The following is a 23117-nucleotide window of genomic DNA, read 5'->3' as shown; positions in this document are numbered from 1 at the left end:
GACAGAAGCACATCAGATCACCGTTTCCAGCAATCCGGAGCTCCTAAAGAAGCTTTGGACCGGCGTCTCATCTCACATCCCAGACCGACAGAGACCGAAGTCACCACCAGACCGAGACCGCAAGGACGACGCCGCCCACGCTTCTCTTTCTCAGATCAACTTGTCAAAGAGCCGGGACACGCGACCTCTGTCGAGAGCCCCACACCCTCAGGAGGAGACGAGAGCACCCACCCGGATCAACCACACCGGCTCGGTTCGCTCACGATGTTCCAGAGAGTGAGCCGCCTCAGAAGACGGCTCAGCGACCGGGCCGCTGCTGCGGCCGGCGCCGATGAGGGGTGTCTACGCCTGCCCTTGACCGCCGTCAACACCCGAGACGACGATCTGACGAAAAATCCGCGACAGGACCGTGACGGGCGCAGACGCCCGGCGTCCGCGTTTGAGAGGGCCTCTGGGTGGGGCGGTGTCCTGTCAGTACCCCTTCTTCACCTGCGCGAGCGCCGCGCTGAGCCCGTGAGCGACGCGGGCGCGCTCGTCCGGCGAGGCGTCGCGCGCCACCGCGACGTATTCGCGGCGCGAGACCAGGGTGAGGCGTTGCAGGCCGTACTCCTCGTCCTCGACCCGCGTGAGTTTGGTCCAGAGCGGGTTGAAGCGCCACTCGCGGCGCTCGCCCCGGTGGCTGACCCGGGCGAGCAGGACTTCGATCTGTGAGATCATCACCTCCTCGAAGGAGCGTCCGCGGCGAAAGCTGATCTTCAGCGCCGCGTAGATCGCCAGCATGTCGAGGCCGAAGAAGCCGGCGACCGGCCAGAAGCCCATGCGCCAGCACCAGATCGAGACCGTGAGCGAGACGAGGCAGCAGCCCGTCATCACGATCCGGAAGCCCGTACGACTCAGCGACTGGTGCGGCCGGATCGTCGCGCTGAAGACCGGGCGGTCGATGCTGTCCGGGTCGAGCCCGTCGGGATGGACTGAGAGGTTGCCGCGCGCCATGCGGCCAATATAACGCGGCGATGCCGCCCAGAAAGACGCCCGAAGCCAACACAATGCCGCGCGTGTCGCGGGCCCGAAAGGTCACGGCCAAGGTCAAGGCCAAGGTTACGGCACCGGCGAAGGCCTCGGCGCGCGCCGGGCGAACGAAGTCCGTCGCGGGCACGCTGGAGAGGCCGCTCACCGCGCAGGTCGAGACCGCGCCGGCGCCGGTCGACGGCGCGACCCTGGTCGAGATCTTCCGGCGTCTCAGCGCGCGCACGCCCGAGCCGCGGGCCGAACTTGAGTACCTGAACCCCTTCACGCTGCTCGTCGCCGTCGTGCTCTCGGCCCAAGCGACCGACCGCAGCGTCAACCTCGCCACCCGGCCGCTCTTCGCGATCGCCGACACGCCCGAGGCGATGCTGGCGCTCGGCGAGGAGCGCGTGCGCGGCTTCATCCGCACCATCGGTCTGTTCAACACGAAGGCCAAGAACGTGATCGCGCTCTCGCGCATCCTGGTGGAGGTGCATGGCGGGACGGTGCCGCAGTCCCAGGAAGAGCTCCAGGTCTTGCCGGGCGTGGGCGCCAAGACGGCGAGCGTGGTACTCAACGTCGCGTTCGGGGTTCCGCGGATCGCGGTGGACACCCATATCTTCCGGGTCTCCAACCGGATCCCGCTGGTGGTCGCGCCGACGACCGACAAGGTGCAGGCCGGGCTGGAGGCGATCGTGCCCGAGCCCTACCGGCTCAACGCTCATCACTGGTTGATCCTGTTCGGTCGCTACATCTGCAAGGCGCGCAAGCCCGATTGCCCCATCTGCCCGATCAACGATCTGTGCCGCTACCCATCGAAGACGCTCTGAAAAGCTCTGGTTTCCAAAGGTCGAGACCTTTGGCGGGTGCAGGGCAGAGCCCGGGACCTTGCCCAAGGGCCTCGGACCTTTGGGGATCCGGAGATCCTTCCGGCTGCGGCGATCGGTCCGCAGGCAGTCCCGGATGGGGGCTCCGGCGGCACCCGCGCAATCCCCACCTGCGGGCTAACGCGTTGTGCCGGAAGCCCGCTTCGGGTAGTTTGGCGCCCGGTTGCGGGGGGAAATCGGCATCGCTCTTCCCCCGCCACCCGACCTTTCGTCCGGTCGCCGCGCCGCGGATTCCGCCCGTCATCGCCCCAAGGAGTCACGGCCCATGGACTTCCTCAAACCACGGTACACGCCTATGAACCGCCGCCGTCGCATCTACGAGGGCAAGGCGAAGGTCCTCTACGAGGGTCCGGAGCCCGGCACGCTCATCCAGCACTTCAAGGACGACGCGACCGCCTTCAACGCGAAGAAGCACGAGATCATCGACGGCAAGGGCGTGCTGAACAACCGGATCTCGGAGTTCGTCTTCCAGCACCTCAACGACATCGGCGTGCCGACGCACTTCATCCGCCGGCTCAACATGCGCGAGCAGCTGATCCGCGAGGTCGAGATCATCCCGCTCGAGGTCGTGGTGCGCAACGTCGCGGCGGGCTCGCTGGCGACGCGCCTCGGCCTGGAGGAAGGCACCCAGCTGCCGCGCTCGATCATCGAGTTCTACTACAAGAACGATCAGCTCAACGACCCGATGGTGTCGGAGGAGCACATCACCGCCTTCGGCTGGGCGACGCCGCAGGAGATCGACGACATCATGGCGCTGGCGATCCGCGTCAACGACTTCCTGTCGGGCCTCTTCCTCGGCGTCGGCATCCGCCTCGTCGACTTCAAGATGGAGACCGGCCGGCTCTGGGAGGGCGACATGATGCGCATCGTCGTGGCGGACGAGATCTCGCCCGACTCGTGCCGGCTCTGGGACATCAAGTCTTCGGACAAGCTCGACAAGGACCGCTTCCGCAAGGATCTCGGCGGCCTGATCGAGGCCTATACCGAGGTCGCCAAGCGCCTCGGCATCATGGCCGAGAACGAGAAGGTGCAGATGGGCGGTCCCCGCCTCGTTCAGTAAGGCGGGCGCCGCGCCGGGCCGGGCGCACCCGCGAGGGCGCCCGGCCGCAGACGGGCATGGGTCGAGAGGTCCGGGTCGAAGCCCGGGTGGTAATGGGGGTCCTGCGCGAGCAGCGGCCCCCATCGCGTTTCGAGCGCGCCGATCTCGCGGGCGTGGCGCGCGGCGGCCTCCGGCGTGCGGCGCCGGCTCAGGCCCTCGTAGTGGCGCAGGGCCGCCTCGGGCACCATCAGGGTGTGGTGGCCGGCCGCGTTCAGGCGCAGGCAGAGGTCGACGTCGTTGAAATCGACTGCGAAGGATTCCGCATCGAAACCGCCGACGGAGGCGAACGTCCGCGCCTCCACCATCAGGCAGGCGGCGGTGACGGCCGAGACCCGGTGCGGCACGGTGAGCCGGGCGAGATAGCCCGGCGCGTCGCCCGGGAAGTGCCGGTGGGCATGGGTGACGAGCCCCCCTCCGGTGCCGAGCACGATACCACCGTGCTGGATCCGGCCCGCGCCGTCGATGAGCTTGGCCCCGACCGCACCGATCTCCGGGCGCAGTGCGTGGCGGGCCATGGCGGCGAGCCAGCCCGGATCGGTCGCCACGACGTCGTTGTTGACGAAGACGAGGATCCGGCCGCGGGCGATCCGCGCCGCTTCGTTGTTCATGGCGGCGAAGTTGAAGGCCCCGGGCCAGGGCAGCACGCGGGCACGGCCGGCGGCCGTGAGGCCGTCGAGATAGGCGCGGGTCTCCGGCTCGCGGCTGTCGTTGTCGATGACGACGAGGTCGAGGTCGGGCCAGTCGGTCGCCAGAAGGCTCTCGACGCAGGGGCGGAGCAGGTCGAGCCGGTCGCGGGTCGGCACGATCAGGCTGGCGGCGGGGCGCGGATCGGGCAGCGGGTGGACGATCCGCAGCCGCCCCTCCCCTGCGGGCTCGATGCGGGCGTCCGATCGGCCGATGCGGTCGAGATGCCCCCGCACGGCGGCCGCATGCCCCCTCCCCTCCTCCGGACCCGTCCGGTCCGGCTGCCGGAGCGTGAGCACGCGCGGCAAATGGCCGATCGCGGCCGCCCCGAACCGCTCCGCGATTCGGAACAGCGCGTCGGCCGCGCTCCCCCGCGGATCGATCCCCGCCGGGTCGAGTGCCGCGCGACGGAGCGCGACGACGGGGCCGACGTAATCGACGGCCGCCAGGAAATCCGGATCGAAGGCGGGCCGCAGCAACGGGATGACCGGGCCACCGGGGCGGCTCTGCGCGAGGGCATCGCCGTAGAGGGCGTGCAGGCCGGGATCCGCGAAGGCGGCGCGGATCGCCTCGGACGCGCCCGCCACCAGCGTGTGGCCGGGCGCGGTGAGCAGGACGATCTCAGGATCCGCGAAGGCTTCCGGCGCCTCCGGGAAGGCGGCCAGCGTCGCGGGCGGCAGAGCGAGGCGGTGGTCGATGCCGACGAGGGCGGCAAATCCCTGGCGCGCGCGCAGGCGCCGCCCGGTGAGCCAGGACCAGAGGAGCGCGAGAGCGCGGCCCGGGTGACGCGCCAGGCCGGCGAGGGCCGAGACCGGGCGCGGGGGACCGGGCTCGGCGAGGCGGCGGACGGCGTCGGCCGGGTCGGACGGATCGCTCACGGGCCGGCCCGCCCGACGGCGCGCACCCTCACTCCAGATCCTCCCCGAAGGTCGTGAGCGACAGGCGGGGATGGTAGTACGGATCGTGCCGGATCACCGCGCGCCAGCGCTCGGCGAAGCGGGCGGCCTCCGCCTCGAAGCGGGCGCGGGCCGGGCCGACCGAGGGGCCGCGGCTGACAGATTCCAGGTGCGCGAGGCGCGCGGCGGGCGTCCAGATGACGCGCAGGCCCTCCCGGCGCAGGCGCAGGCAGAAATCCACGTCGTTGAAATCGACCGGGAAGGTCTCGGCGTCGAAGCCTCCAACCCGCACGTAGAGATCGCGCCGGACTGCGAGGCACGCGGCGGTCACGGCCGAGACCTCGTGGGCGACCCGCATCTGGCCGAGATGTCCGGCCGTGTCGCCGGGACGGCGACGCAGGATGTGGCCGGCCCGGCCTCCGAGCCCCACCACCACGCCCCCGTGCTGGAGCCGGCCGTCGCCGTAGAGGAGCTTGGCGCCGACCGCTCCGACATCCGGCCGGCAGGCCTGGCGCATCAGGGCGTCGAGCCATCCGGGCTCGAGCACCGCGATGTCGTTGTTGAGCAGCACCACGACCGAGCCCGTGGCCGCTGCCACGCCCCGGTTGACCAGCCGGGAGAAGTTGAACGGCTCCGGATCACTCAGGATCGTCACGCGGGGATCGGCCCGCAGCATCTCGTAATGGGCGAGCACGGCCGGATCGGTCGAGCCGTTGTCCACGACGATCAGCTCGATCGCCGGATAGGCGGTCTCCTGCAGGACGCCGCGGCAGACCTGCGCGATCAGGTCCAGCCGGTCGCGGGAGGGGATCACGATGCTGGCGCGCGGCGCCGGCTCGGGCAGAGGCCAGACGAGGTCCGGAACCCCGTCGCGCAGGGCGACCCCGGCGGGCGAGCCGGCCGCCGCGAGCGCGCCGAGCAGAGCCGTGCGGCGGGCCGTGCCCGCGACCAAGCGCGCCTCGGTGCGGGCGAGGACGCGCGGGAGGTGTCGGACGGCGCCCGCGCCCGCGGCGACCGCGATGTCGAGGCGCAGCGCGAGGTCGGCGGGGTCGCCGAGGCGCGCGTCGAGGACGCGGCCGAGCCGCGCCGGGACTGCGAGCCAGGGCCGGCCGAGATAGCCGGCCGCCAGGGCGAAGTCGGGGCTCCAGTCGGGCTTCAGCCGGGGCCGGCCGTCCGCGCCGACCTCGTCCGCGTAGGCGAGGCTCGCCGGACCGAGCGCCGCCGCGAGGCTGGCGAGGGCGTCCGGGGCGAGCACGTCGCCCGGTTCGAGCAGGCAGAGGGCCGCGTCCGCGTCGATGGCGGCGGCGAGAGGGAGGTCGGCGCGCCAGGGCACGACAACCACGCGCGGATCGGTGTGAGGCGCCGTACCGGCGGCGCCGACGGTGAGGATCCGCGTCGTCCAGGCGGCGTGGGTCTGGGCCGTGAGGCTCGCGAGCGTACGGGCGAGCGCCGCCGCTTGCCCGGCCCGGGCCACGATCAGCACCTGGACCGCGCCGGCATCGGTCGAGGCCACAGGCTCCGGCGACACCTCGGCCCGGGCCCTGGCCCAGGCCGCGTAGCCGGCGAGCGGCGTGACGGCGCAGGCGCCCCGCAGGGTGTCGCGGTAGCGTCGGGCATCGCCCCGGACGCGCTCGTAGAGGGCGGCGACCGCCCGGAAGGGGCGCCGGCCCAGAGCCTGCAGGAACAGGCCCGCGTCGGTGCGACGGCCGACCCGGTCGAGGCGGAAGCCCGGCGGAACGGCGAGCCGGATCTCGGCGGTGCCCGGCGGGATCAGCCCGAGCCAGTGCGCCAGCGCGCCGCCCGGCAGCACGAAATCCTGCGCCGTACCGTCCTCTGCCAGAGCGCGCAGGATCGGGCGCTCGGGCGGCTGCGTGGCGTCGGTGCGGTAGCTCAGCACGATCCAGCCGGCGAGGCGGCCAGACAGGACGAGGCGCCTGTCGAACGGACAACCGGCCGGGGCCTCCGCCGCAGGCTCAAGCCGGAAGGAAACGGCGCGACCGGCCCCGTTCAGGCCAGCGACGACGCCGGCTGCCGTGTCGGGCACGCCCTCACTGGGCGGCACCGCTCTCGCCGCCCTCCTGGGCGGCCGCCGCCGGGGCCTTGCGGCGAGCCTTCGGCTTGGCCGGTCCCTTGGGCGCCCCGGCCCGGCCGATCCCGGCCATGATCTCGTAGTCCCGCACCAACGCGGCCGGGACGACGAGGCCGTCCTCGATCGTCGAGCCGAAGCCCTGCGCCTCGCCGGGCGCGACCGTGACGGTCATGCGCTGCTGGCGGGTCATCACGGTCTTCTCGTCGTGGCGGATGCTGAAGGTGATCGGCACGTCGAAGCGCCCCGGGGCGCCGCCGGGCCCGAGCAGCACCCGCACCTCCGCGCCCACCTTCACCCGCACCGTGCCGTCGGCCTGCGGCGTGCACTCGCGGGCGAGCCGGCCGAGCGTCGCCTGGGAACGGATGCTGCCGGCCGCTCCCTCGCCGCGGCCGCCGAGCGTCTGCATCGCGGCTCCGCCCTCCGGCACGTCCACGGTCGGGCAATAGGCCGCCTCGGGCTCGGGCGCACGGGAGGACGGTACCGTGGTGCCGCCGTACTTCAGGAGGTTCGAGAAGATGTTGCCCTCCTCCGCGGGGGGCGTCCCCTGAGACTGGGGCGCCTGCGCCCAGGCGCCGGGCATCCCGAGCGCGAGGAGTGCGAGCATGGAGCCGAGGCGCGCCAACCGTCCGTTCATAACCGCCCGTCCCGCGATCCTACTTGAGGCTGTCGAAGCCCGCGCCGAACCCCTTCATCGACAGCGGGATGCCGACGCCCTCCTCGGGCGTCTGGAACACGATGAACGTCGCCTGGCTGCCGCTCTTGAACCGTCCGATCAGGCCGTCGTCCATCACCACCTCGGCGACGCAGCCCGTGGTCAGGCAGCGCACGAAGCCGGCGCGGCCGATATCGGCCTGATCGATCTTCAGGCCGAGGCCGGAGGGCAGCAGCACGCCGAGCGGCGCCACCACGCGCAGCAGGTAGCCGCGGTTGTCGGCGGTCTTCAGCACGATGACCACGAGGGTGAGGTTCGGCCGGTCCTCGGCGGCGAGGTACTGCACCAGGGCGCACTGCTCGGCCTTGGCCCCGGCCGGCGTCTCGCAGCGCAACTGCCAGTCGTCGAAGGTCTTGCGCACCATGCCCTGCGCGCCAGCGGGCGCCGCGGCGGACAGGCCGGCCAGCGCGGCCAGACCGAGCGCGCCGAGAAGGCGCCTGACAGGACCGAGCCGCACGCGTCGTCGCACCAGCCAACCTCTACCCGGAAGCGTCCCAGGGGACGCGGACAACGGCGAAAGCCGCGCGTTGGGACCATGCGGGACCGGCCCTGTCAAGCGACGTGCGCCGTCCTATTGTTGCCGCAAAGCGCTATCCTGCGCCCGCCGTCACGCTTACAGATGGCGTTTCGCGAAACCGTCCGGGATCGGCATCATGCGTCCGCTGCGCGCGCGTCTCCTCCTCACACTCCTCGCGCTCGGCGCCCTCCCGGCCGGCACCGCCCTGGCCCAGGGGCTGCCGATCGGGGAGACCACCTATATCGAGCGCTCGCTCAACCGCGACGGCCCGCTGACCATCGAACACCCGCCGGTCGAGCGGAACCCGTACGGGCGCCGCGGGGGCGACGCGGCGCTCGCGGGATTCTGCCGGGACGGTGGCTTCGTTCGCCGCCGCGACGCATTCGGCAACCCGACCATCGTGCGCCAGCGCGAGATCTGCGACAGCGTCGCGCCCCGCACCCTGATGCCCGGCGAGGTCGAGCAGCGGCCGACCTGGCCGGCCGAGCGCCCGGCCGCCGTGCTGCGCGCCAAGGGCTGAAGCCGGGGCGGAGCCCGACGGGCGCGGCCGGCCTCACCCGTAGCGGTGCAGCCCGGCCCCATGGCGCTTGAGCCAGGCCTCGGCCGCGTCGACGTTCGGGCAGAGCTCGCCGACGAGCCTCCAGAACCGGTCCGAATGGTTCATCTCGCGCAGATGCGCCATCTCGTGCGCCACGAGGTAGTCCAGCACCAGCGGCGGCGCGAGGATCAGGCGCCAGGAGAAATTCAGCTCGCCCCGCGCGGTGCAGGAGCCCCAGCGGCTGCGGGTGTCCCGGAGCGTGATCCGCGCCGGACTCTGGCCGAGCTGCGCGGCGTGGTGGCCGATCGATAGTTTCAGATCGCGCAGCGCCTCCGCGTGGAGGAACTCGCGCACCCGCCGCGCCACGTGCGCCTCCCCGCAGGATACCGAGAGGACGGGGCCGTCCGGGCCCGCCTCGATCCGCGTCGCGCCGCTGCGCCCGTCCCGCCGGACGATGACGTGCGTCACGCCCCGCAACGGAAAGACGGCGCCCTCCGCGAAGGCCACCCGCTCGGGCAGCTTGGCGAGGCGCGCCGCGATCCAGCCGCCGTGGCCCGCCGCGAAGCGCTGGGCCGTGGCGAGTGCCGTGCGGGGCGGCACCGTCATCACCACCTCGCCGGTGGCTGCCGAGACGCGCAGCGTCAGCCGCCGGGCGCTGTCGCGGCGGCGCAGGACGATCCGGAAGGTCGCGCCTTCGTGATCGATCGCGATGTGGTCGGGGTCGGGTGCCGGCGCGGACCGCCGCAGCAAGGCGAGAAGCATGGCCGTAGTGTAATCCGCCTTCGCCCGCTTGGCACGCGGTACGCTGGTGAGGGCCGGCCGGCCCCCTATGGATAATCGTCCGCCGCGGGCGCCTCCCGTATGTCCACGATCGGATAGAGGGGATCTTAAGAGTTCGGTGCGATCACGGTCGCATCGGATCTCCCGGCCACGAAGGAGATCTGTTGACAACTGATTTTTGAATGGCCGGCGAAGATCATCGCATGTTTCCGATAGGACATCCCATGGTTTCGGCCCGTGCGCGCAAGCGCCCGGCCCCCGCCCGGGGGCTTGCGGCGTTCCGGAACTGCCGATCCGGCGCCACAGCGATCGAGTTCGCGGTGGCTGGACCGATCCTGTTCCTCGCGATGCTGGAGATCCTGCAGGGCGGTCTGTTCCTGTACAATTCGGCTGCCGTCGAGCGGGCGACGGTCGCGACCGCCCGAGTCATCCAAGTCGGCAACCTCGACCCGAAGAAGGCCGCCGACGCCAAGAATTTCCGCGAGCAGGTTCTCTGCCCCGCCCTGATGCCGGGCATGGCGTGCCACAACGTCGTCACCAACCTTCAGACCGCCGATATGGACAAGGCGGGCTACGGTGCCTTCGTGAAGCCGGACCTGAGCGGGCCGGTCGACGTCCCGATGGACAACGATCGAACGAGCTACTGCCCCGCCCTGCCGAAGGCCTACCAGTACCTGCAGGTTTTCTACGCGATGCCGCTGTTCAGCCCGATCTGGCGCAGCACAGTCGGCCAGACTTGGAGCGGGAACGGACAGACCGTCGTCTTCGTGCGCGCTGCGGCAGCGTTCCGCAACGAACCCTATACTGGCGGCAGCTTCAGCACGAGCTGCTGACCATGACGACCGGCGCTCCCTTCGCGACACGCGGTGCCCGCCCGGGACGGCCGATCCTCTGCGCCTGGCTCAGCGACAGGAGCGGCGTCGCAGGGCTGGAGATCGCCTTCATCCTGCCGATCCTCCTCGTACTGGCGCTCGTGGGCTTCGATCTCGCCCGATACACGATCTACGTGCGCAAGGCGCATCTCGCGGCCGCTACGATGGCCGACCTCCTCTCTCGCATCGACCCCGATCCGAGCCTCGGCAACAACACCGGCCGGCTCACCTGGGCCAATCTCGATTCGGTGTTCCGGACGCAACTCGTGGTCTTCCCGGAGCTCATGGAGGAGGCGCAGATCCGCAAGGAGTGGGTCTGGAACACCGTGAAGGCGTCGCTGTCCGGCATCCAGTTCAAGAGCCAAGCCGGCTGCCAGAGCAACTGCACCTACACCCCCTACGTGGCCTGGACCTCGGGCCAGGGCCGCCCCTGCGGCATGCCACTCACCGGCGCCGCGACGACCGCCCAGCCGGATCCCTCGACGCTGCCGTCAGACATCTTCGGACCCGGCTTCCTCGTGGTGGCCGACCTGCTGTTCGAGTACCGCCCGCTTTTCCTGCGCTCGGTCGTCGGCACCGTGACGATCCGGCGCTCCTTCTACGCCACGCCCCGTTACGTCTCCTCCATCGTCTACGACCCGACTGCGGGCGCCGGCAATGCCCGGGTCTGCGTCGTTCCTGCCTGAGGTGTCGATGTCGTCTCCGCGCACCCGCCAGGGCCGCCTCACACGGGCCCTCAACCATCTCCGGCTGCGGATCACGGGTCCGCTCGTCCGCAGCTTCGCCAGCGACCGGCGCGGCAACGTGCTCTTCATATTCGCGGTGAGCGCGCTGCCGCTGATCGGCAGCCTCGGGGCCGGCGTCGAGTACCTGCGCAAGGTGAACTACCGTGCCCGCCTCGACGACGCTGCCGACGCTGCGGCCATGGCGGCGATCACCACGGCGCGCGACTACATCTCGTCCAACCCGAACAACCAGACCGACCCGACGTCCGACGCGATCGCCCGCGGGAAGGCGCGCGCGGAGGCGGTGTTCCGCGCCAACGCCGCCTCGACGCTGGGGGCGCTCGCGGTGACGCCAAACATCACCCTCGCGCGCAACGGGCAGGACCTGACCGCGTCGGCGAGCTACACGACCGTCTTCCCCTCGCCCTTCGGGCGCCTGCTCGGCAACGTCGCCGCCTCCAGCCTCAACGTGGTCGGCGCCTCGACCTCGAGCCTGACGCTGCCGAGCTACGTGGACTTCTACCTGTTGCTCGACACCTCCGGCTCGATGGGACTGCCGACGAGCGCGGCGCAACAGGTCTATTTCGCGAAGCTCAACCCCGACATGGCCGACAAGAAGGGAAACAACTGCGCCTTCGCCTGCCACTTCCCGGGCTTCAAGGGCTACGATCTGTCGAAGACCTACAACATCGAGCTGCGCATCGCGACGGTCGGCAAGGCCGTTTCGCAGCTGATCGACACCGCCAAGTCGAAGACCGTTCTCGACAAGCAGTTCCGAATCGGCCTCTTCCCGTTCGTCAGCTACATGGAGACGGCGGCCGACCTGACGCAGTCGCTCGACAGCCTCAAGCCCTACGCCAACAACCTCGAAGCCTACATGGACGTCGGCATCGGCGACAAAACACTGGCTCGCGGCAGTGGCGGCACGCATTTCGACAACGTGATGCCGGCGATGAACGACAAGATCAAAAGCGTCGGCGATGGATCCTCTTCGGCCAAGGCAAAGCCGTTCGTGTTTCTGGTCACCGACGGCATGGCCAACGCGCAGTACTACTACGGCTCGGCGGGCAAATACGATGGCTCGAAATGGACAGGATCGGTCTCGAACCTGATCGACCCCAATCTGTGCGCGCAGATGAAGAAGCGCGGCATCACGATCTCGATCCTCTACATCCCCTACCTGCCGATGGCGCAGCCGTTCAACGACAATGTCGGCTACGAGAACGTCCGGGTGAACAGCCTCATCCCGAACGTGCCGGGCGCCCTCCAGTCCTGCTCCACGCCCGGCTTCTTCCGCACCGCGAGCGACGCCACCCAGATCACCACGGCGCTCAATGCCATGTTCGAGGACGCGCTCGCTGCGGCTCGGCTGACCCAGTAGGCGCGGCGCTCACACAACCTCGCGCAGGTGCGGCGCACGCTCTCTCGGCAGCGCCGCCATCTCGCGGATGAAGGCCGCGATGCGGGGCGCGATGACGGTGCGGTAGCGGGAGCCGTTGAACACGCCGTAATGCCCGACGCCCTCCTGCAGGTGGTAGGCCTTGCGCGCCTGGGGCAAGTTCGGTGTGAGGTCGAGGGCGGCCAGAGTCTGCCCGACGCCGGAGATGTCGTCCTTCTCGCCCTCGACCGCCAGGATGGCGCAAGCGCGGATCGCCGCGAGGTCGACCGGCTCGCCCCGGTGCCGCATCGTCCCGCGCGGCAGGGCGTGCGCCACGAACACGGTCTCGACGGTCTGGAGGTAGAACTCCGCCGTGAGGTCCATCACCGCGAGATACTCGTCGTAGAACTCCCGGTGCTTCTCCGCCGAATCGCCGTCACCGGTCACGAGGTGGTCGAACATGTCGGCATGGGCCGTTACGTGCCGGTCGAGGTTCATCGCCATGAAGCCCGAGAGCTGCAGGAAGCCCGGATAGACCCGCCGCCACGCGCCCGGATAGATCGGCGGGACGTACGCGATGGTGTTGCGCTCGAACCAGGCCTGCCCCCGCTCCTGCGCCAGGCAGTTCACCGCGGTCGGCGAGCGTCGGGTGTCGATCGGGCCGCCCATGAGCGTCATCGAGACCGGCACCGCGGAATCGCTTCGCGCCTCCATCAGCGCGACGGCCGCGATCACCGGCACGGCGGGCTGACAGACCGCCATCACGTGCAGGTCCGGCCCGAGATCGCGGAAGATCGCCTGCAGATAGGCGATATAGGTGTCGAGGTCGAAGCGCCCCTCCGTGACCGGCACCATGCGGGCGTCCGTCCAGTCGGTGATGAAGACCTGATGGTCGGGCAGCATCGCCTCGACGGTGCCGCGCAGCAGCGTGGCGTAGTGACCCGACATCGGCGCGACGACGAGGAGCTTCGGCTGAGGCCTCGCCGGCGGGCTGAGGAAGCCCCGGTCGAAACCGATGACCCGGCAGAACGGGCGCTCCCAGACCACCCGCTCCGTCACCGGCACGGCGACGCCGCCGACATCGGTGCTGTCGAGGCCGAAGCGCGGCTTGCCGTAGCGCCGGGTGACGCGCTCGAACATCTCGCAGCCCGCCGCGATCGAGCGGGCATAGGGCGAGTAGGCCGCCGGGTTCGCCGGGTTCTGCAGAGCGTGTCGGGTGAGGTCGGCGGCAACCCGGCCCGGCCCCATCAGCGCGCGGGCCCCCTCGTACCAGAAATAGGCCAGATCCATCGGTTCCCCCGGTCACGACCCTGGTCTTGGGGTAGGATCTTAGGGTCTTGGCCGGCCTCTCGAAACCCTGAATGGCCCAGACCCGTTCCCCTGCCACGAGGTGGTAGACGGGCGGCCCGACGTTTCCCGAAGCCTCATCCCTTTGCGCCGCGACGACCCGAGATGCCCGACAGCGATCCGTCCCGCCTCCTGCGCGATGCGCGCCACCTTCGCCTCGACACCTTCGTGCGGCTGCGCTGGCTCGCGATCGCCGGCCAGAGCGCGGCGGTGGTCGGCGCACAATTCGGGCTCGGCCTCTCCTTGCCCTTCGGCTGGTGCTTCCTGGCCATCGCCGCCTCGTCCTGGCTCAATCTCGGCCTGCGCATCCGCTTCCCGGCGAGTTACCGGCTCAACGACGACGCGGCAGCGCTGCTGCTGGCCTTCGACATCGTGCAGCTCGCGGTGCTGCTCTTCCTCACCGGCGGCTTGCAGAACCCGTTCTCGCTCCTGTTCCTCGCGCCCGTCCTGATCTCGGCGACCGCGCTTCCACCGGAGCGGACCCTGGCGCTGGGGCTCCTGGCGGTCGGGCTCGCCACGCTGCTGGCCCTCGTGCATCGCCCGCTGCCCTGGTTCGCGGACGGGCGGATCGAGCTCCCCTTCCTGTACGTCTCGGGCGTCTGGACCGCGATCCTGCTGGGTACCGCCTTCACGGGGGTCTATGCGTGGCGCGTCTCCGAGGAGACGCGTCAGCTCGCCCAGGCGCTCGCCGCCACCGAACTCGTGCTCGCCCGCGAGCAGCATCTCTCCCAGCTCGACGGGCTGGCGGCCGCCGCCGCGCACGAGCTCGGCACGCCGCTCGGCACCATCATGGTGGTGACCAAGGAGCTGGTGCGTCAGCTCGGGCCGTCGGCGACGCCCGCCGTGCGCGAGGATCTCGACCTCCTGCGCGAGCAGGTCGACCGCTGCCGCGGCATCCTCGGCAAGCTCACCTCCCTCGGCGCGGACGGCGACGGCGGCGGTTTCCTGGAGACCGTGACGCTCGGCCAGATCGTCGAGGAACTCGCGGCCCCGCAGCGGGCGCTCGGCGTCGTGCTCGACGTCAGCGGCCGCGGCGAGGGGCCCGAGCCCGCCTGCCGGCGCAATCCCGGCGTGATGTACGGGCTCGCCAACATTCTCGACAACGCGATCGACTTCTCGGAGTCGCGGGTGACGCTGGAGGCGCGCTGGACCCTGGAACGCGTCTCGCTGGAGATCCGCGACGACGGTCCGGGCTTCTCGTCCGAGGTGCTGCTGCGGGCGGGCGAGCCCTATGTGACCACGCGCAGCCCGGAGCGCCGGGACGACGAGGCCTGGAACCGCGGTGGACTCGGGCTCGGCCTGTTCATCGCCAAGACCCTGATCGAGCGCTCGGGCGCGCAGATCACCCTGTCGAACGCGGCTGGACCCGGCAACCACGGCGCGGTGGTGCGGATCTCCTGGGCGCGCCACATCTTCGAGCGCGGCGCCGCGCCCCGACATTCTCCCGAACTTCCGCGCTCCGCCCCCCTCCCGACAGGTGATGCCGCACCTATATAAAGCGCTATCAGAACAGCGAATTCGAAAGGAAGCGTCCCCATGCTGACGCAGACCGGAACCCCCGGGGCCGAGGCCGACCCGCTGGCCGCCTTCACCGACCGCAGCCTCCTGATCGTTGACGACGACAAGCCCTTCTCGACCCGCCTCGCCCGCGCGATGGAGAGCCGCGGCTACGAGGTGCAGGTGGCCGAGAGCGTGGCCGAGGGCGTCTCCGCGGTGGAGAGTCGCGCCCCGGCCTTCGCGGTGATCGACATGCGGCTCGGCGACGGCAACGGTCTCGACGTGATCGCGCGGCTCAAGGAGCAGCGCCCGGAAGCCCGCGGCGTGATCCTCACCGGCTACGGCAACATCGCGACCGCGGTGAATGCCGTGAAGCTCGGCGCCTTCGACTACTTGGCCAAGCCCGCCGACGCCGACGAGATCCACGGCACGCTGATGGCCCAGCCGGGCGAGCGCGCCGACCCGCCGGAGAACCCGATGTCCGCCGACCGGGTGCGCTGGGAGCACATCCAGCGCGTCTACGAGCTCTGCGGGCGCAACGTCAGCGAGACGGCGCGGCGCCTCAACATGCATCGCCGCACGCTCCAGCGCATCCTGGCCAAGCGCGCCCCGCGCTGAGCTGGATGCCGCGGATCCGATGAGGCGCAGGCCCGGCCCCGGTCAGACCGGAGCCGGGCCTTGTCGCGTGAGGAGGCGGTTGCGCAGCCTCCTCGAAACACGCTACCTGCCGCCACAAGAAGCCGGTTGCCCGAACCGGAGACCGCCAGAAGGGCCTGCCCCGTGAACACCCGCAACCTGATCACGATCGTCAGCATGATGGTGCTGGTCGGGACGGAGGTCTTCGCCGTGGCCATCGCGGCGGGCTGGGCGCTCGCAGGCCTGTTCGATCTCGGCGACCGGGTCGGGCACGTGCTCATGGGCCTGTTCAGCCTCGTGGCGGTCTGGGTGATGGTCCAGCTCTGGCGGCGGGCTACCAGCATCGAGCCCCTGCGCGGCGGACCGGCCCGGTAAGGCCCCGGGAGACCGACGCAGACCTCGTGCAGACGAGCAGGAATCCCCGGTATTCCGGGTATGCCCGATCGAGCAATCGACAGCCCCTCACCGGTTCGGCTAAATCGTCGCGGACCTCAGCCACAGACGACGCCGAGCGGCCGGTAGGCAAAGCCCGCGGATGAGCACCCCATCATGAAAGCCCGCATCATCGTCACCCTCAAGACAGGCGTGCTGGATCCTCAGGGGAAGGCGATCGAGTCTGCTCTGAAGTCCTTCGGCATCGATTCGGTCGAGGGCGTCCGCCAGGGCAAGGTGTTCGATCTCGAGGTGAGCGCGACCGACCGGGCGAGCGCCGAAGCGACCCTCAAGGCGGCCTGCGAGAAGCTGCTCGCGAACACGGTCGTCGAGAACTACGCCATCGAGATCGTCTGATGCGCGCGGCGATCGTCACCTTCCCCGGCTCCAACCGCGACGGCGACGTCTCGCGGGCGCTGCGGCTCGCCGGAGCCGAGGTGGAGCATGTCTGGCACGCCGACACGGACTTGCCCGCTGGCACCGATCTCGCAGTGCTGCCCGGCGGCTTCTCCTACGGCGACTACCTGCGCTGCGGCGCCATCGCGGGGCGCGCGCCGGCGATGGACGCGGTGCGGGCGCACGCGGCCCGCGGCGGCCTCGTGCTCGGCATCTGCAACGGTTTCCAGATCCTGTGCGAGTCGGGCCTCCTGCCCGGCGTTCTGATGCGCAACGTCGATCGCCGCTTCATCTGCCACCGCCAGACCCTGCGGGTCGAGCGGGCGGATACCCGCTTCACCAGCGCCTACGAGGCCGGCCAGGTCATCGACGTCTGCGTGGCGCACGGCGAGGGCAACTACTTCGCCGATCCTGAGACGCTGGCGCGCCTCGAGGGCGACGGCCGGGTCGCCTTCCGCTACTGCGACCCGACGGGCGCTCTGACCGTAGATGCCAACCGCAACGGCTCGATCAACTCGATCGCCGGCATCTACTCGGAGCAGCGCAACGTGCTGGGCCTGATGCCTCATCCGGAAAACTTCGTGGAAGGGCTCGTGGGCGGCACGGACGGGCGCGGGTTGTTTCAGAGCCTCGCCGCCTGATTTTCCACCTATCCTTAACCGTGCATTAGGGTTTCGGAGTCATCAATCGAGCATTCCAGACGGTCTGGATGTCGAGTGAAGTTTCCGTTCACTCTGTTTGATGCCTCCCTGACGACTCATCCAAGCCGCTCCTCACGGGGCGGCTTTTTTCTTGGGGTTCCCCTCCGGCTGGCGCTCCCTCCCCGTGGAGGAGGAAGGGAGACAAGCGGGCGCATGAAAAAAGCCCCTCCCGCCGGAGGCGGGAGGGGCTCCAGAGTGGGAAACGCTCGCTCACGCGCTCAGTACAGCCCGCCGGCCTGCGCCGCACGGTCGGCGTCGGGCGGCACGGCCGCCGGCGCGTCCGGACGGGCCACGTAGGCGTCGGGCGGGGCGGTGCCGGGCTTGAACGCCTCGAGGATCGTGCCGGCGCCCTCGCCCGAGCCGGCGCGCATGCCGGAGGAGGCCGCGACGCGGATCAGCTTGATGCCCGGCGGCACCCGGAACGGGGTCGGCGGCTTGTCCTTCAGGGCCTGCTTCAGGAAGTCGAGCGCGATCGGCGCAGCGAGCCCGCCGCCGGTCGCGCGGTCGCCGAGCGAGCGCGGCTTGTCGAAACCGACATAGATGCCGACCGCCAGATCCGGCGAGAAGCCCACGAACCACGCGTCCTTGGCGTCGTTCGTCGTGCCGGTCTTGCCCGCGAGCGGCTTGCCCACCTGCTTCAGGATGGTGGCCGTGCCGCGCTGGACCACGCCCTCCATGATCGAGGTGATCTGGTAGGCGGTGAGCGGGTCGAGCACCTGCTCGGAATCGTCCACGAGCTTCGGCTCGTCCTGGCCCGACCACTTCTCGGCGTCGCAGCCCACGCATTTGCGGGTGTCGTGGCGGTAGATGGTCTCGCCGATGCGGTCCTGGATGCGGTCGATCAGCGTCGGCCGGATCCGGCGCCCACCGTTGGCGAGCATCGAGTAGGCGGTGACCATGCGCATCACCGTGGTCTCGCCGGCGCCGAGGGACATCGGCAGCACGGGGAGCATATCGTCGTAGACGCCAAAGCGGCGGGCATACTCGGCGATGAGCGGCATGCCGACGTCCTTGGCGAGGCGCACCGTCATCAGGTTCTTCGAGTGCTCGATGCCGTAGCGCAGCGTGTGCGGGCCGCCGGACTTGCCGTCGTAGTTCGAGGGCGACCACGCTTCCTGGCCCGGTCCGGCCTCGATGGTGATCGGCGAGTCCTGCACGATCGAGGACGGGGTGTAGCCGTTGTCGAGCGCCGCCGCGTAGACGATCGGCTTGAACGAGGATCCGGGCTGGCGCATCGCCTGGGTGGCGCGGTTGAACTCGGACTCGTCGTACGAGAATCCGCCGACCATCGCGTGCACGCGGCCCGTATAGGGATCCATCGCCACGATGGCCCCCGAGACCTCGGGCTTCTGCCGCAGGCGGAAAGTGCCGCGGCCGCCATCCATCGGCTCGACATAGACCATGTCACCGGCCTGGAGGTTGGCGCGGCCGGCCCAGCGCATGCCCTCGGGGGCGAGCACGCCGGTCTCGCGGTCCTTCGAGACCTGGCCGGACGCCTCGCGGCGGGGCTGCAGGCCGATCTGGAGGCCGCCCGCGCCGTTGCCCAGCACCACGGCGAGCCGCCAGGGCGCCACGTCGCCGAGCGCCGGCACCTCGGCCGCCGCCATGCCCCAGTCGCGGCCGGCAAGATCGACCTTGGCGACGGGGCCGCGCCAGCCGTGGGACTGGTCGTAGCGCACGAGCCCGTCGGTCAGCGCCTTGCGGGCCCAGGCCTGCATCTTCGGATCGAGGGTCGCGCGCACCGAGAGGCCGCCCTCATAGAGCTTCTTCTCGCCGTAGCGCTCGGAGATCTCGCGGCGCACCTCCTCGGTGAAGTAGTTGGCGTTGGCCGCGTTCGGGAAGGCGACGCGCGGGTTCACGCCGAGCGGCTGCTTACGCGCCGCCTCCTCCTCCTCGCGGGTGATGTAGTTGTTCTCCCGCATCAGGCGGATGATCTCGTTGCGCCGGTCGAGCGCCGCCTGGGTCTTGCGGTAGGGATGGTAGTTGTTCGGGCCCTTCGGCAGCGCCGCCAGATAGGCCGCCTCGTTGATGGTCAGCTCGTGGACGGACTTGCCGAAATAGTCGAGCGCGGCCGCCGCGACGCCGTGCAGGTTGCGGCCCGGCACGATGGTGCCGAGGAAGATCTCGTTGAGGTAGAGCTCTAGGATCTTGTCCTTCGAGTAGGCCGCCTCGATCCGGAGCGCGATCAGTGCCTCCTTGATCTTGCGGTCGAAGGTCTGCTCGTTGGTGAGCAGGAAGTTCTTGGCCACCTGCTGGGTGATGGTCGAGGCGCCCTGCTTCTTGCCGCTCTTGGCGTTGGTCAGCACCGCGCGCACGATGCCCTCGGGGTCGATGCCGCCGTGCTTGTAGAAGTTCTTGTCCTCGGCCGAGAGGAAGGCCGCGACCACGACCTTCGGCATGGCCTGGATCGGCAGGTAGAGCCGGCGCTCGCGGGCGTACTCGGCAAGCAGCGAGCCGTCCGCGGCGTGGACGCGGGTCATCACCGGCGGCTCGTAATTGGCGAGGGCGGCGTGGTCCGGCAGGTCCTGGCTGTAGGTCCAGTAGAAGTAGGCGCCGACGGCCGCGGCGACCACGAACAGCACCGCGCAGGCGCTGAACAGGAAGCCGAAGAAACGTAGGATCAAGCGCATCCGGTGTTCCGCCCGTCGGTGGCTCGGCCGCGCACGGACCGATCTCGGCAAGGGATTCGCGCCCGCCCACGCCTCTGATTCGGGCGTCGGTAACGGCCGCTCGCGCCCGCGCCGGAACCCTTAACGGGATGTGGTACGACGGGGCAATTCAGAGCCCCGTATCGACACCGGATCTATGGTGAAACTGGGGCGATTGCCGCCGCGCGCCGCGCGGTCGCGACCGGCCGCCCGAGGGTGGCACGGTTGGTGAAGAACAGGTCCACCGCCTTGGCCATCGAGCCCGTCACGCCGTCGCGCCACTCGGGCGATTGCAGCATCTTCAGGTCGCGCTCGCTCGACAGGTAGCCGAGCTCGACCAGAACGCTCGGCACGTCGGGCGAGCGCAGCACCCGGAAGCCAGCCTCGCGGTGGGGTTTGGTGCTCATCTCCATCACGGGGCTGAGCTGGCCCATCAGGGTGCGGGCGAACCCTGAGGAGAAGCCGCGGGTCTCGCGCAGCGTCAGTTCCTGCAGGATGTCGGCGATCTCGGGCGGCCCCTCCCCCGTCTCCGCACCCGCGGCGGCATCCGCCCGGTTCTCGCGTTCGGCGAGCTTGGCCGATTCGGCATCCGTCGCCTTCTCCGAACCGGTATAGATCGTGGCGCCACGCACCTGGGGCGCGGCCGAGATCGAGTCGGCGTGGATCGAGACGAAGAGGTCGGCCCTCGCCTCGCGGGCAAGACGGACGCGCTCGGCGAGCGGTACGAAGACGTCCCGGTCGCGCGTCATGCGCACCCGGTAGCGCCCGCCGCTCTCAAGCCGGGCGACCAGCGCCTGAGCGAAGCCGAACACGATGTCCTTCTCGTAGACGCCGCCCGCCGCGATGGCACCCGGATCGGTGCCGCCGTGGCCCGCATCGATCATCACCAGCGGGCGCTGATCGACGGTCTCCGGCAGAGCGGCCTTGGCGGCGGCCGGTGCCGGATCAGCCGCGGCCGCAGCCTTGCGGAAGGCCTCGCGGTCGGCGCGCTGGAATGGGATCGTCATCAGCACGGCACCGTCGCGGGCACGTGTCGCGGTCTCGATGCGGCCGACGGTGGCGGGGCTCGCCAGATCGACCACGATGCGCGAGCGCCCCGGCGCGAACAATCCGTAGCGAAAGGATTGCACCACCCCCTCGCGACGGCGTCCGGCCTCGGGACCGAGTTGGAAATTCACCTCGGGGAGGTCGATCACGGCGCGGTCGGGCCGCTCCATCACGAAGGCGCGCGCCTCGACCGGCCGCGACAGCGTGAGGGTGAGCTTGGTGGCGCCAGGGCCGCCAGCGAGCTCCGCCGCGATGGCCACGGCGCGCTCGCCATCCTGGGCCGCCACCGGGATCGAGCCGGCGAGCGACAGAGCGAGGATGGCAGAGATGACGGAACGGGTCAGGCGCGCGCGAATCGGCATCGGTCTGAAGGACTGTCTCCCCGCCTCCGTTACGGCATAGGGTCGACAGGGTTAACCGATCGTTGCGCCGCAGGGTGCGATGCGATGACGCCTGTGGCACGCCGGCGACAGGCCGAGAGGCTGAAACGTCGAACGCCCGCGCTTGGTTCCGCGCGGACGTCCAGGATCGGCGCGCCGGTGGGCTCGCCCGATACGGCTGCGGATCGGAGCGCGTGGCTAGGCCGCAACCTTCTCCCGCTCCCACGGCACGCCGGGAGCCGTGCGCCGCGCGATGTCGCTCCAGCAGGTCAGCGAAGCGTCCGCGGCGCGCTGCATCTCGGTGACGTTCAGGCGGATCATGTCGGCAGGGGAGCGAGCCGCGCCGAGCGCCCGCATGTAGCTGAGGACCGCCACGCTCTCGTTATGCATGTAGTTCGCCAGCACGACGCCGATCTCCTCGACATCGATCCGCACAGGCGCGAACGTGAAGCGGAATGCGGTCCGCGCCGCGGGGGGACGTCTCGCCCCCGCCTCGGACGGACCCGCAGCATCGAGCGCCGCGAGGGCGGCCACCGGCGGGATGGGATCAGACAGGACGGATTCCGACGCCTCGTCGCGCGCCTCGTCCGACGCCGCCACCTCGGCGATCTCCTCCGGGACGATCTGCTCGGGCGTTTCGCCAGCAGCCTCGTTGACGGAAGCCGGCTCCTCGGGCTCGGCAGCGGCCGTCGCCGCATGGGGCTCGGTCACCGCGTCGTCCTCGGCCGGCCCGTCGGATGCAGGCTCGGGCACCGCCTCCGTCACGGCTTCCGCGGACGCCTCGGTCGCGGCAGGAGCGGCTTCCAGGATCTCGGCCTCGGCCGGGGCGATGCCCTCTCCTGCGGGTTCCTGGCTCGGTTGCGGCTCCGCCGCCGACATCGCCTCGGTCGGTATCTCGGCGGCGGGTGACGCGGCGGGGCCAGGACGCAGCGGCATCCTGCGGCCGGCGCGCTGCCCGTGGGGCGTACGCTGCTTACCCATCGGTCGACTCCCTCGATCGTTCAGCGGGCCGACATGCGAACGGCCGGTCCGGCGCGGTCCCGGACATCGGCGCGATCGGTATCGGCCTCATCCGGGAGCCCGCACCCATGGGGCGCGGGCTCCCGGTCGTTCGGTCCATCCGCGGGCCGGAGCCTCAGCGGGAAGCGGCGCTCTGCGCGAGATTGCCGAACTCCTTGGCCTGCGCCTGCAGGGTGGAGAACTGGCTGCGGACGTACTCGGCCTGGATCTCGTAAGCCTCGCGCAGGTCCTTGCTGCGGACGAGCTTCTGAACATGGTCGAAGGCCGCGCTGGCATTGGCCTGCGCGTGATCGAAGCCCTTGGCGACGGCCGCCTGGAGCGTGTCTTGGAAAGTCTGGCCACCCTTCTGGAACTGATCGGCGGCCTTGTGGGCGTTCGTCATCAGAGCGCCGACCGCATTGCGCGCCTGGTCGACGCTCTTCTCGGCGATGTCGCGCAGCTCGGTCGGGATCTCGAAGTTCTGGGTCTGCATCATTCTCTCCGCTCGTGAAACCGGATCAGCCCGGCGGGTCGGCCACGGCTGGCGAGAGAGATATGTTGCATTGCAGCAAAAAGGTCAAGCGCCAGCGCAGTTCTACCCCGTTCAAAGGCGAACTCTTGTCAGGGCCGATCACGCAAGACGTTCACCGACAACACACACGCTCACCACTCTAAAGCAAAGGTTCCGATCCGCAGCAATCCATGGTTCGGCGGACGACCTTTTCCGCACCTGACGGCGCCGGCGTCCGATCATTTGATAAAGTACGCACCTGAATAGCCACGATCTTGAACCATCGCCTCGCAAGCGGTCAAGTCTTGCATTCCAAGACCGGGATCTTTGTCTGCCTGGCC

The 23117-nt window shown here is 70.2% G+C and carries 22 protein-coding genes; 11 read left to right on the top strand and 11 right to left on the bottom strand.

Annotated elements, in window-relative coordinates; genetic code table 11:
- Positions 1-471: 471 nt before the first annotated feature.
- Positions 472-993, bottom strand: a complete 522-nt coding sequence (locus MFF54_RS04885; RefSeq protein WP_238301513.1) for a DUF2244 domain-containing protein — start codon at positions 991-993, stop codon at positions 472-474.
- A 53-nt stretch (positions 994-1046) separates the two neighbouring features.
- Here MFF54_RS04885 and nth point away from each other — a divergent pair, with 53 nt between their 5' ends.
- Entirely contained in the window at positions 1047-1835 is a 789-nt protein-coding gene (gene nth / locus MFF54_RS04880; protein ID WP_238301512.1) for an endonuclease III, read from the top strand.
- 322 nt (positions 1836-2157) lie between these two features.
- Complete coding sequence (gene purC / locus MFF54_RS04875; RefSeq protein WP_082773195.1) at positions 2158-2952, top strand: phosphoribosylaminoimidazolesuccinocarboxamide synthase; 795 nt, start codon at positions 2158-2160, stop codon at positions 2950-2952.
- On the opposite strand, the gene MFF54_RS04870 is transcribed toward purC, so the two are convergent.
- The 4 genes from MFF54_RS04870 to MFF54_RS04855 are packed head-to-tail and all read right to left on the bottom strand — an operon-like array spanning position 2946 to position 7841.
- Positions 2946-4553: a glycosyltransferase family 2 protein gene (locus MFF54_RS04870; protein WP_238301511.1), complete on the bottom strand. Its 1608-nt coding sequence runs from the start codon at positions 4551-4553 to the stop codon at positions 2946-2948. The two genes, purC and MFF54_RS04870, sit on opposite strands and share 7 nt — an antisense overlap.
- Before the next feature lie 28 nt (positions 4554-4581).
- Complete coding sequence (locus MFF54_RS04865; RefSeq protein WP_306423948.1) at positions 4582-6633, bottom strand: glycosyltransferase family 2 protein; 2052 nt, start codon at positions 6631-6633, stop codon at positions 4582-4584.
- A complete protein-coding gene (locus tag MFF54_RS04860; protein ID WP_238301510.1) occupies positions 6620-7294 on the bottom strand; it encodes a hypothetical protein in 675 nt (224 codons plus the stop codon). Before MFF54_RS04860 ends, MFF54_RS04865 begins: the two co-directional genes overlap by 14 nt.
- 19 nt (positions 7295-7313) lie before the next feature.
- Complete coding sequence (locus MFF54_RS04855) at positions 7314-7841, bottom strand: invasion associated locus B family protein (RefSeq protein WP_370880242.1); 528 nt, start codon at positions 7839-7841, stop codon at positions 7314-7316.
- A gap of 184 nt (positions 7842-8025) precedes the next feature.
- On the opposite strand from MFF54_RS04855, the gene MFF54_RS04850 reads away from it, so the two are divergent.
- Positions 8026-8409 carry a hypothetical protein gene (locus MFF54_RS04850; RefSeq protein ID WP_238301509.1) on the top strand — a complete coding sequence of 128 codons (384 nt, stop codon included), beginning with the start codon at positions 8026-8028 and terminating at the stop codon, positions 8407-8409.
- Between the two features lie 33 nt (positions 8410-8442).
- On the opposite strand, the gene MFF54_RS04845 is transcribed toward MFF54_RS04850, so the two are convergent.
- Complete coding sequence (locus MFF54_RS04845) at positions 8443-9189, bottom strand: M48 family metallopeptidase (RefSeq protein ID WP_238301508.1); 747 nt, start codon at positions 9187-9189, stop codon at positions 8443-8445.
- 242 nt (positions 9190-9431) lie between these two features.
- On the opposite strand from MFF54_RS04845, the gene MFF54_RS04840 reads away from it, so the two are divergent.
- Genes MFF54_RS04840 through MFF54_RS04830 form a run of 3 tightly spaced genes read left to right on the top strand, consistent with a single transcriptional unit; the run spans position 9432 to position 12185 of the window.
- Positions 9432-10040 carry a TadE/TadG family type IV pilus assembly protein gene (locus tag MFF54_RS04840; RefSeq protein WP_238301507.1) on the top strand — a complete coding sequence of 203 codons (609 nt, stop codon included), beginning with the start codon at positions 9432-9434 and terminating at the stop codon, positions 10038-10040.
- Between the two features lie 2 nt (positions 10041-10042).
- Positions 10043-10765 (top strand): TadE/TadG family type IV pilus assembly protein, encoded by a 723-nt coding sequence (locus tag MFF54_RS04835; protein ID WP_238301506.1) that lies wholly within the window; start codon positions 10043-10045, stop codon positions 10763-10765.
- Positions 10766-10772: 7 nt separating this feature from the next.
- Positions 10773-12185 carry a pilus assembly protein TadG-related protein gene (locus tag MFF54_RS04830; protein WP_238301505.1) on the top strand — a complete coding sequence of 471 codons (1413 nt, stop codon included), beginning with the start codon at positions 10773-10775 and terminating at the stop codon, positions 12183-12185.
- 9 nt (positions 12186-12194) lie between these two features.
- Here the strand turns inward: MFF54_RS04830 and MFF54_RS04825 are convergent, their stop codons facing one another.
- Positions 12195-13472, bottom strand: coding sequence for a polyhydroxyalkanoate depolymerase (locus MFF54_RS04825; RefSeq protein WP_238301504.1), 1278 nt, complete (start codon positions 13470-13472; stop codon positions 12195-12197).
- Between the two features lie 162 nt (positions 13473-13634).
- Between MFF54_RS04825 and MFF54_RS04820 the strand changes: the two genes are divergently transcribed.
- The 5 genes from MFF54_RS04820 to purQ all read left to right on the top strand — a co-directional run bounded on the left by MFF54_RS04820 (position 13635) and on the right by purQ (position 17131).
- On the top strand, positions 13635-15026 hold the full coding sequence (locus MFF54_RS04820; protein WP_238301503.1) for an ActS/PrrB/RegB family redox-sensitive histidine kinase: 1392 nt from the start codon (positions 13635-13637) through the stop codon (positions 15024-15026).
- Positions 15027-15065: 39 nt separating this feature from the next.
- Entirely contained in the window at positions 15066-15644 is a 579-nt protein-coding gene (locus MFF54_RS04815; protein ID WP_238301502.1) for an ActR/PrrA/RegA family redox response regulator transcription factor, read from the top strand.
- 162 nt (positions 15645-15806) lie between these two features.
- On the top strand, positions 15807-16037 hold the full coding sequence (locus MFF54_RS04810; protein ID WP_238301501.1) for a hypothetical protein: 231 nt from the start codon (positions 15807-15809) through the stop codon (positions 16035-16037).
- A 174-nt stretch (positions 16038-16211) separates the two neighbouring features.
- Entirely contained in the window at positions 16212-16451 is a 240-nt protein-coding gene (gene purS, locus MFF54_RS04805; RefSeq protein ID WP_238301500.1) for a phosphoribosylformylglycinamidine synthase subunit PurS, read from the top strand.
- Positions 16451-17131: a phosphoribosylformylglycinamidine synthase subunit PurQ gene (gene purQ, locus MFF54_RS04800; protein ID WP_238301499.1), complete on the top strand. Its 681-nt coding sequence runs from the start codon at positions 16451-16453 to the stop codon at positions 17129-17131. The genes purS and purQ overlap by 1 nt, the downstream gene beginning before the upstream one ends.
- A gap of 278 nt (positions 17132-17409) precedes the next feature.
- Here purQ and MFF54_RS04795 read toward each other — a convergent pair whose 3' ends face one another.
- The 4 genes from MFF54_RS04795 to MFF54_RS04780 all read right to left on the bottom strand — a co-directional run bounded on the left by MFF54_RS04795 (position 17410) and on the right by MFF54_RS04780 (position 22758).
- The gene (locus tag MFF54_RS04795) at positions 17410-19821 is read right to left on the bottom strand and encodes a penicillin-binding protein 1A (protein WP_238301498.1); all 2412 of its coding nucleotides are present in this window, start codon (positions 19819-19821) and stop codon (positions 17410-17412) included.
- A 173-nt stretch (positions 19822-19994) separates the two neighbouring features.
- A complete protein-coding gene (locus tag MFF54_RS04790; protein ID WP_238301497.1) occupies positions 19995-21248 on the bottom strand; it encodes an N-acetylmuramoyl-L-alanine amidase in 1254 nt (417 codons plus the stop codon).
- A gap of 216 nt (positions 21249-21464) precedes the next feature.
- Complete coding sequence (locus MFF54_RS04785; protein WP_238301496.1) at positions 21465-22247, bottom strand: hypothetical protein; 783 nt, start codon at positions 22245-22247, stop codon at positions 21465-21467.
- Between the two features lie 154 nt (positions 22248-22401).
- The gene (locus MFF54_RS04780) at positions 22402-22758 is read right to left on the bottom strand and encodes a phasin (RefSeq protein WP_238301515.1); all 357 of its coding nucleotides are present in this window, start codon (positions 22756-22758) and stop codon (positions 22402-22404) included.
- Positions 22759-23117 lie beyond the last annotated feature (359 nt).

Source organism: Methylobacterium gregans (assembly GCF_022179245.1).
In the GTDB taxonomy this organism is placed as follows: domain Bacteria; phylum Pseudomonadota; class Alphaproteobacteria; order Rhizobiales; family Beijerinckiaceae; genus Methylobacterium; species Methylobacterium gregans.
The sequence above is the reverse complement of the archived record's forward strand: the minus strand, read 5'-3'. Positions and strand labels throughout refer to the sequence as shown.

Bases quoted from the DNA above. Each gene is read 5' to 3' on its own strand.
- MFF54_RS04790 (WP_238301497.1), bottom strand. From the start codon at position 21,248: ATGCCGATTCGCGCGCGCCTGACCCGTTCCGTCATCTCTGCCATCCTC.
- MFF54_RS04885 (WP_238301513.1), bottom strand. From the start codon at position 993: ATGGCGCGCGGCAACCTCTCAGTCCATCCCGACGGGCTCGACCCGGAC.
- MFF54_RS04820 (WP_238301503.1), top strand. From the start codon at position 13,635: ATGCCCGACAGCGATCCGTCCCGCCTCCTGCGCGATGCGCGCCACCTT.
- MFF54_RS04835 (WP_238301506.1), top strand. From the start codon at position 10,043: ATGACGACCGGCGCTCCCTTCGCGACACGCGGTGCCCGCCCGGGACGG.
- MFF54_RS04785 (WP_238301496.1), bottom strand. From the start codon at position 22,247: ATGGGTAAGCAGCGTACGCCCCACGGGCAGCGCGCCGGCCGCAGGATG.
- MFF54_RS04850 (WP_238301509.1), top strand. From the start codon at position 8,026: ATGCGTCCGCTGCGCGCGCGTCTCCTCCTCACACTCCTCGCGCTCGGC.
- MFF54_RS04830 (WP_238301505.1), top strand. From the start codon at position 10,773: ATGTCGTCTCCGCGCACCCGCCAGGGCCGCCTCACACGGGCCCTCAAC.
- purS (WP_238301500.1), top strand. From the start codon at position 16,212: ATGAAAGCCCGCATCATCGTCACCCTCAAGACAGGCGTGCTGGATCCT.
- purC (WP_082773195.1), top strand. From the start codon at position 2,158: ATGGACTTCCTCAAACCACGGTACACGCCTATGAACCGCCGCCGTCGC.
- nth (WP_238301512.1), top strand. From the start codon at position 1,047: ATGCCGCGCGTGTCGCGGGCCCGAAAGGTCACGGCCAAGGTCAAGGCC.
- MFF54_RS04825 (WP_238301504.1), bottom strand. From the start codon at position 13,472: ATGGATCTGGCCTATTTCTGGTACGAGGGGGCCCGCGCGCTGATGGGG.
- MFF54_RS04840 (WP_238301507.1), top strand. From the start codon at position 9,432: ATGGTTTCGGCCCGTGCGCGCAAGCGCCCGGCCCCCGCCCGGGGGCTT.
- MFF54_RS04815 (WP_238301502.1), top strand. From the start codon at position 15,066: ATGCTGACGCAGACCGGAACCCCCGGGGCCGAGGCCGACCCGCTGGCC.
- MFF54_RS04795 (WP_238301498.1), bottom strand. From the start codon at position 19,821: ATGCGCTTGATCCTACGTTTCTTCGGCTTCCTGTTCAGCGCCTGCGCG.
- purQ (WP_238301499.1), top strand. From the start codon at position 16,451: ATGCGCGCGGCGATCGTCACCTTCCCCGGCTCCAACCGCGACGGCGAC.
- MFF54_RS04845 (WP_238301508.1), bottom strand. From the start codon at position 9,189: ATGCTTCTCGCCTTGCTGCGGCGGTCCGCGCCGGCACCCGACCCCGAC.
- MFF54_RS04860 (WP_238301510.1), bottom strand. From the start codon at position 7,294: ATGAACGGACGGTTGGCGCGCCTCGGCTCCATGCTCGCACTCCTCGCG.
- MFF54_RS04780 (WP_238301515.1), bottom strand. From the start codon at position 22,758: ATGCAGACCCAGAACTTCGAGATCCCGACCGAGCTGCGCGACATCGCC.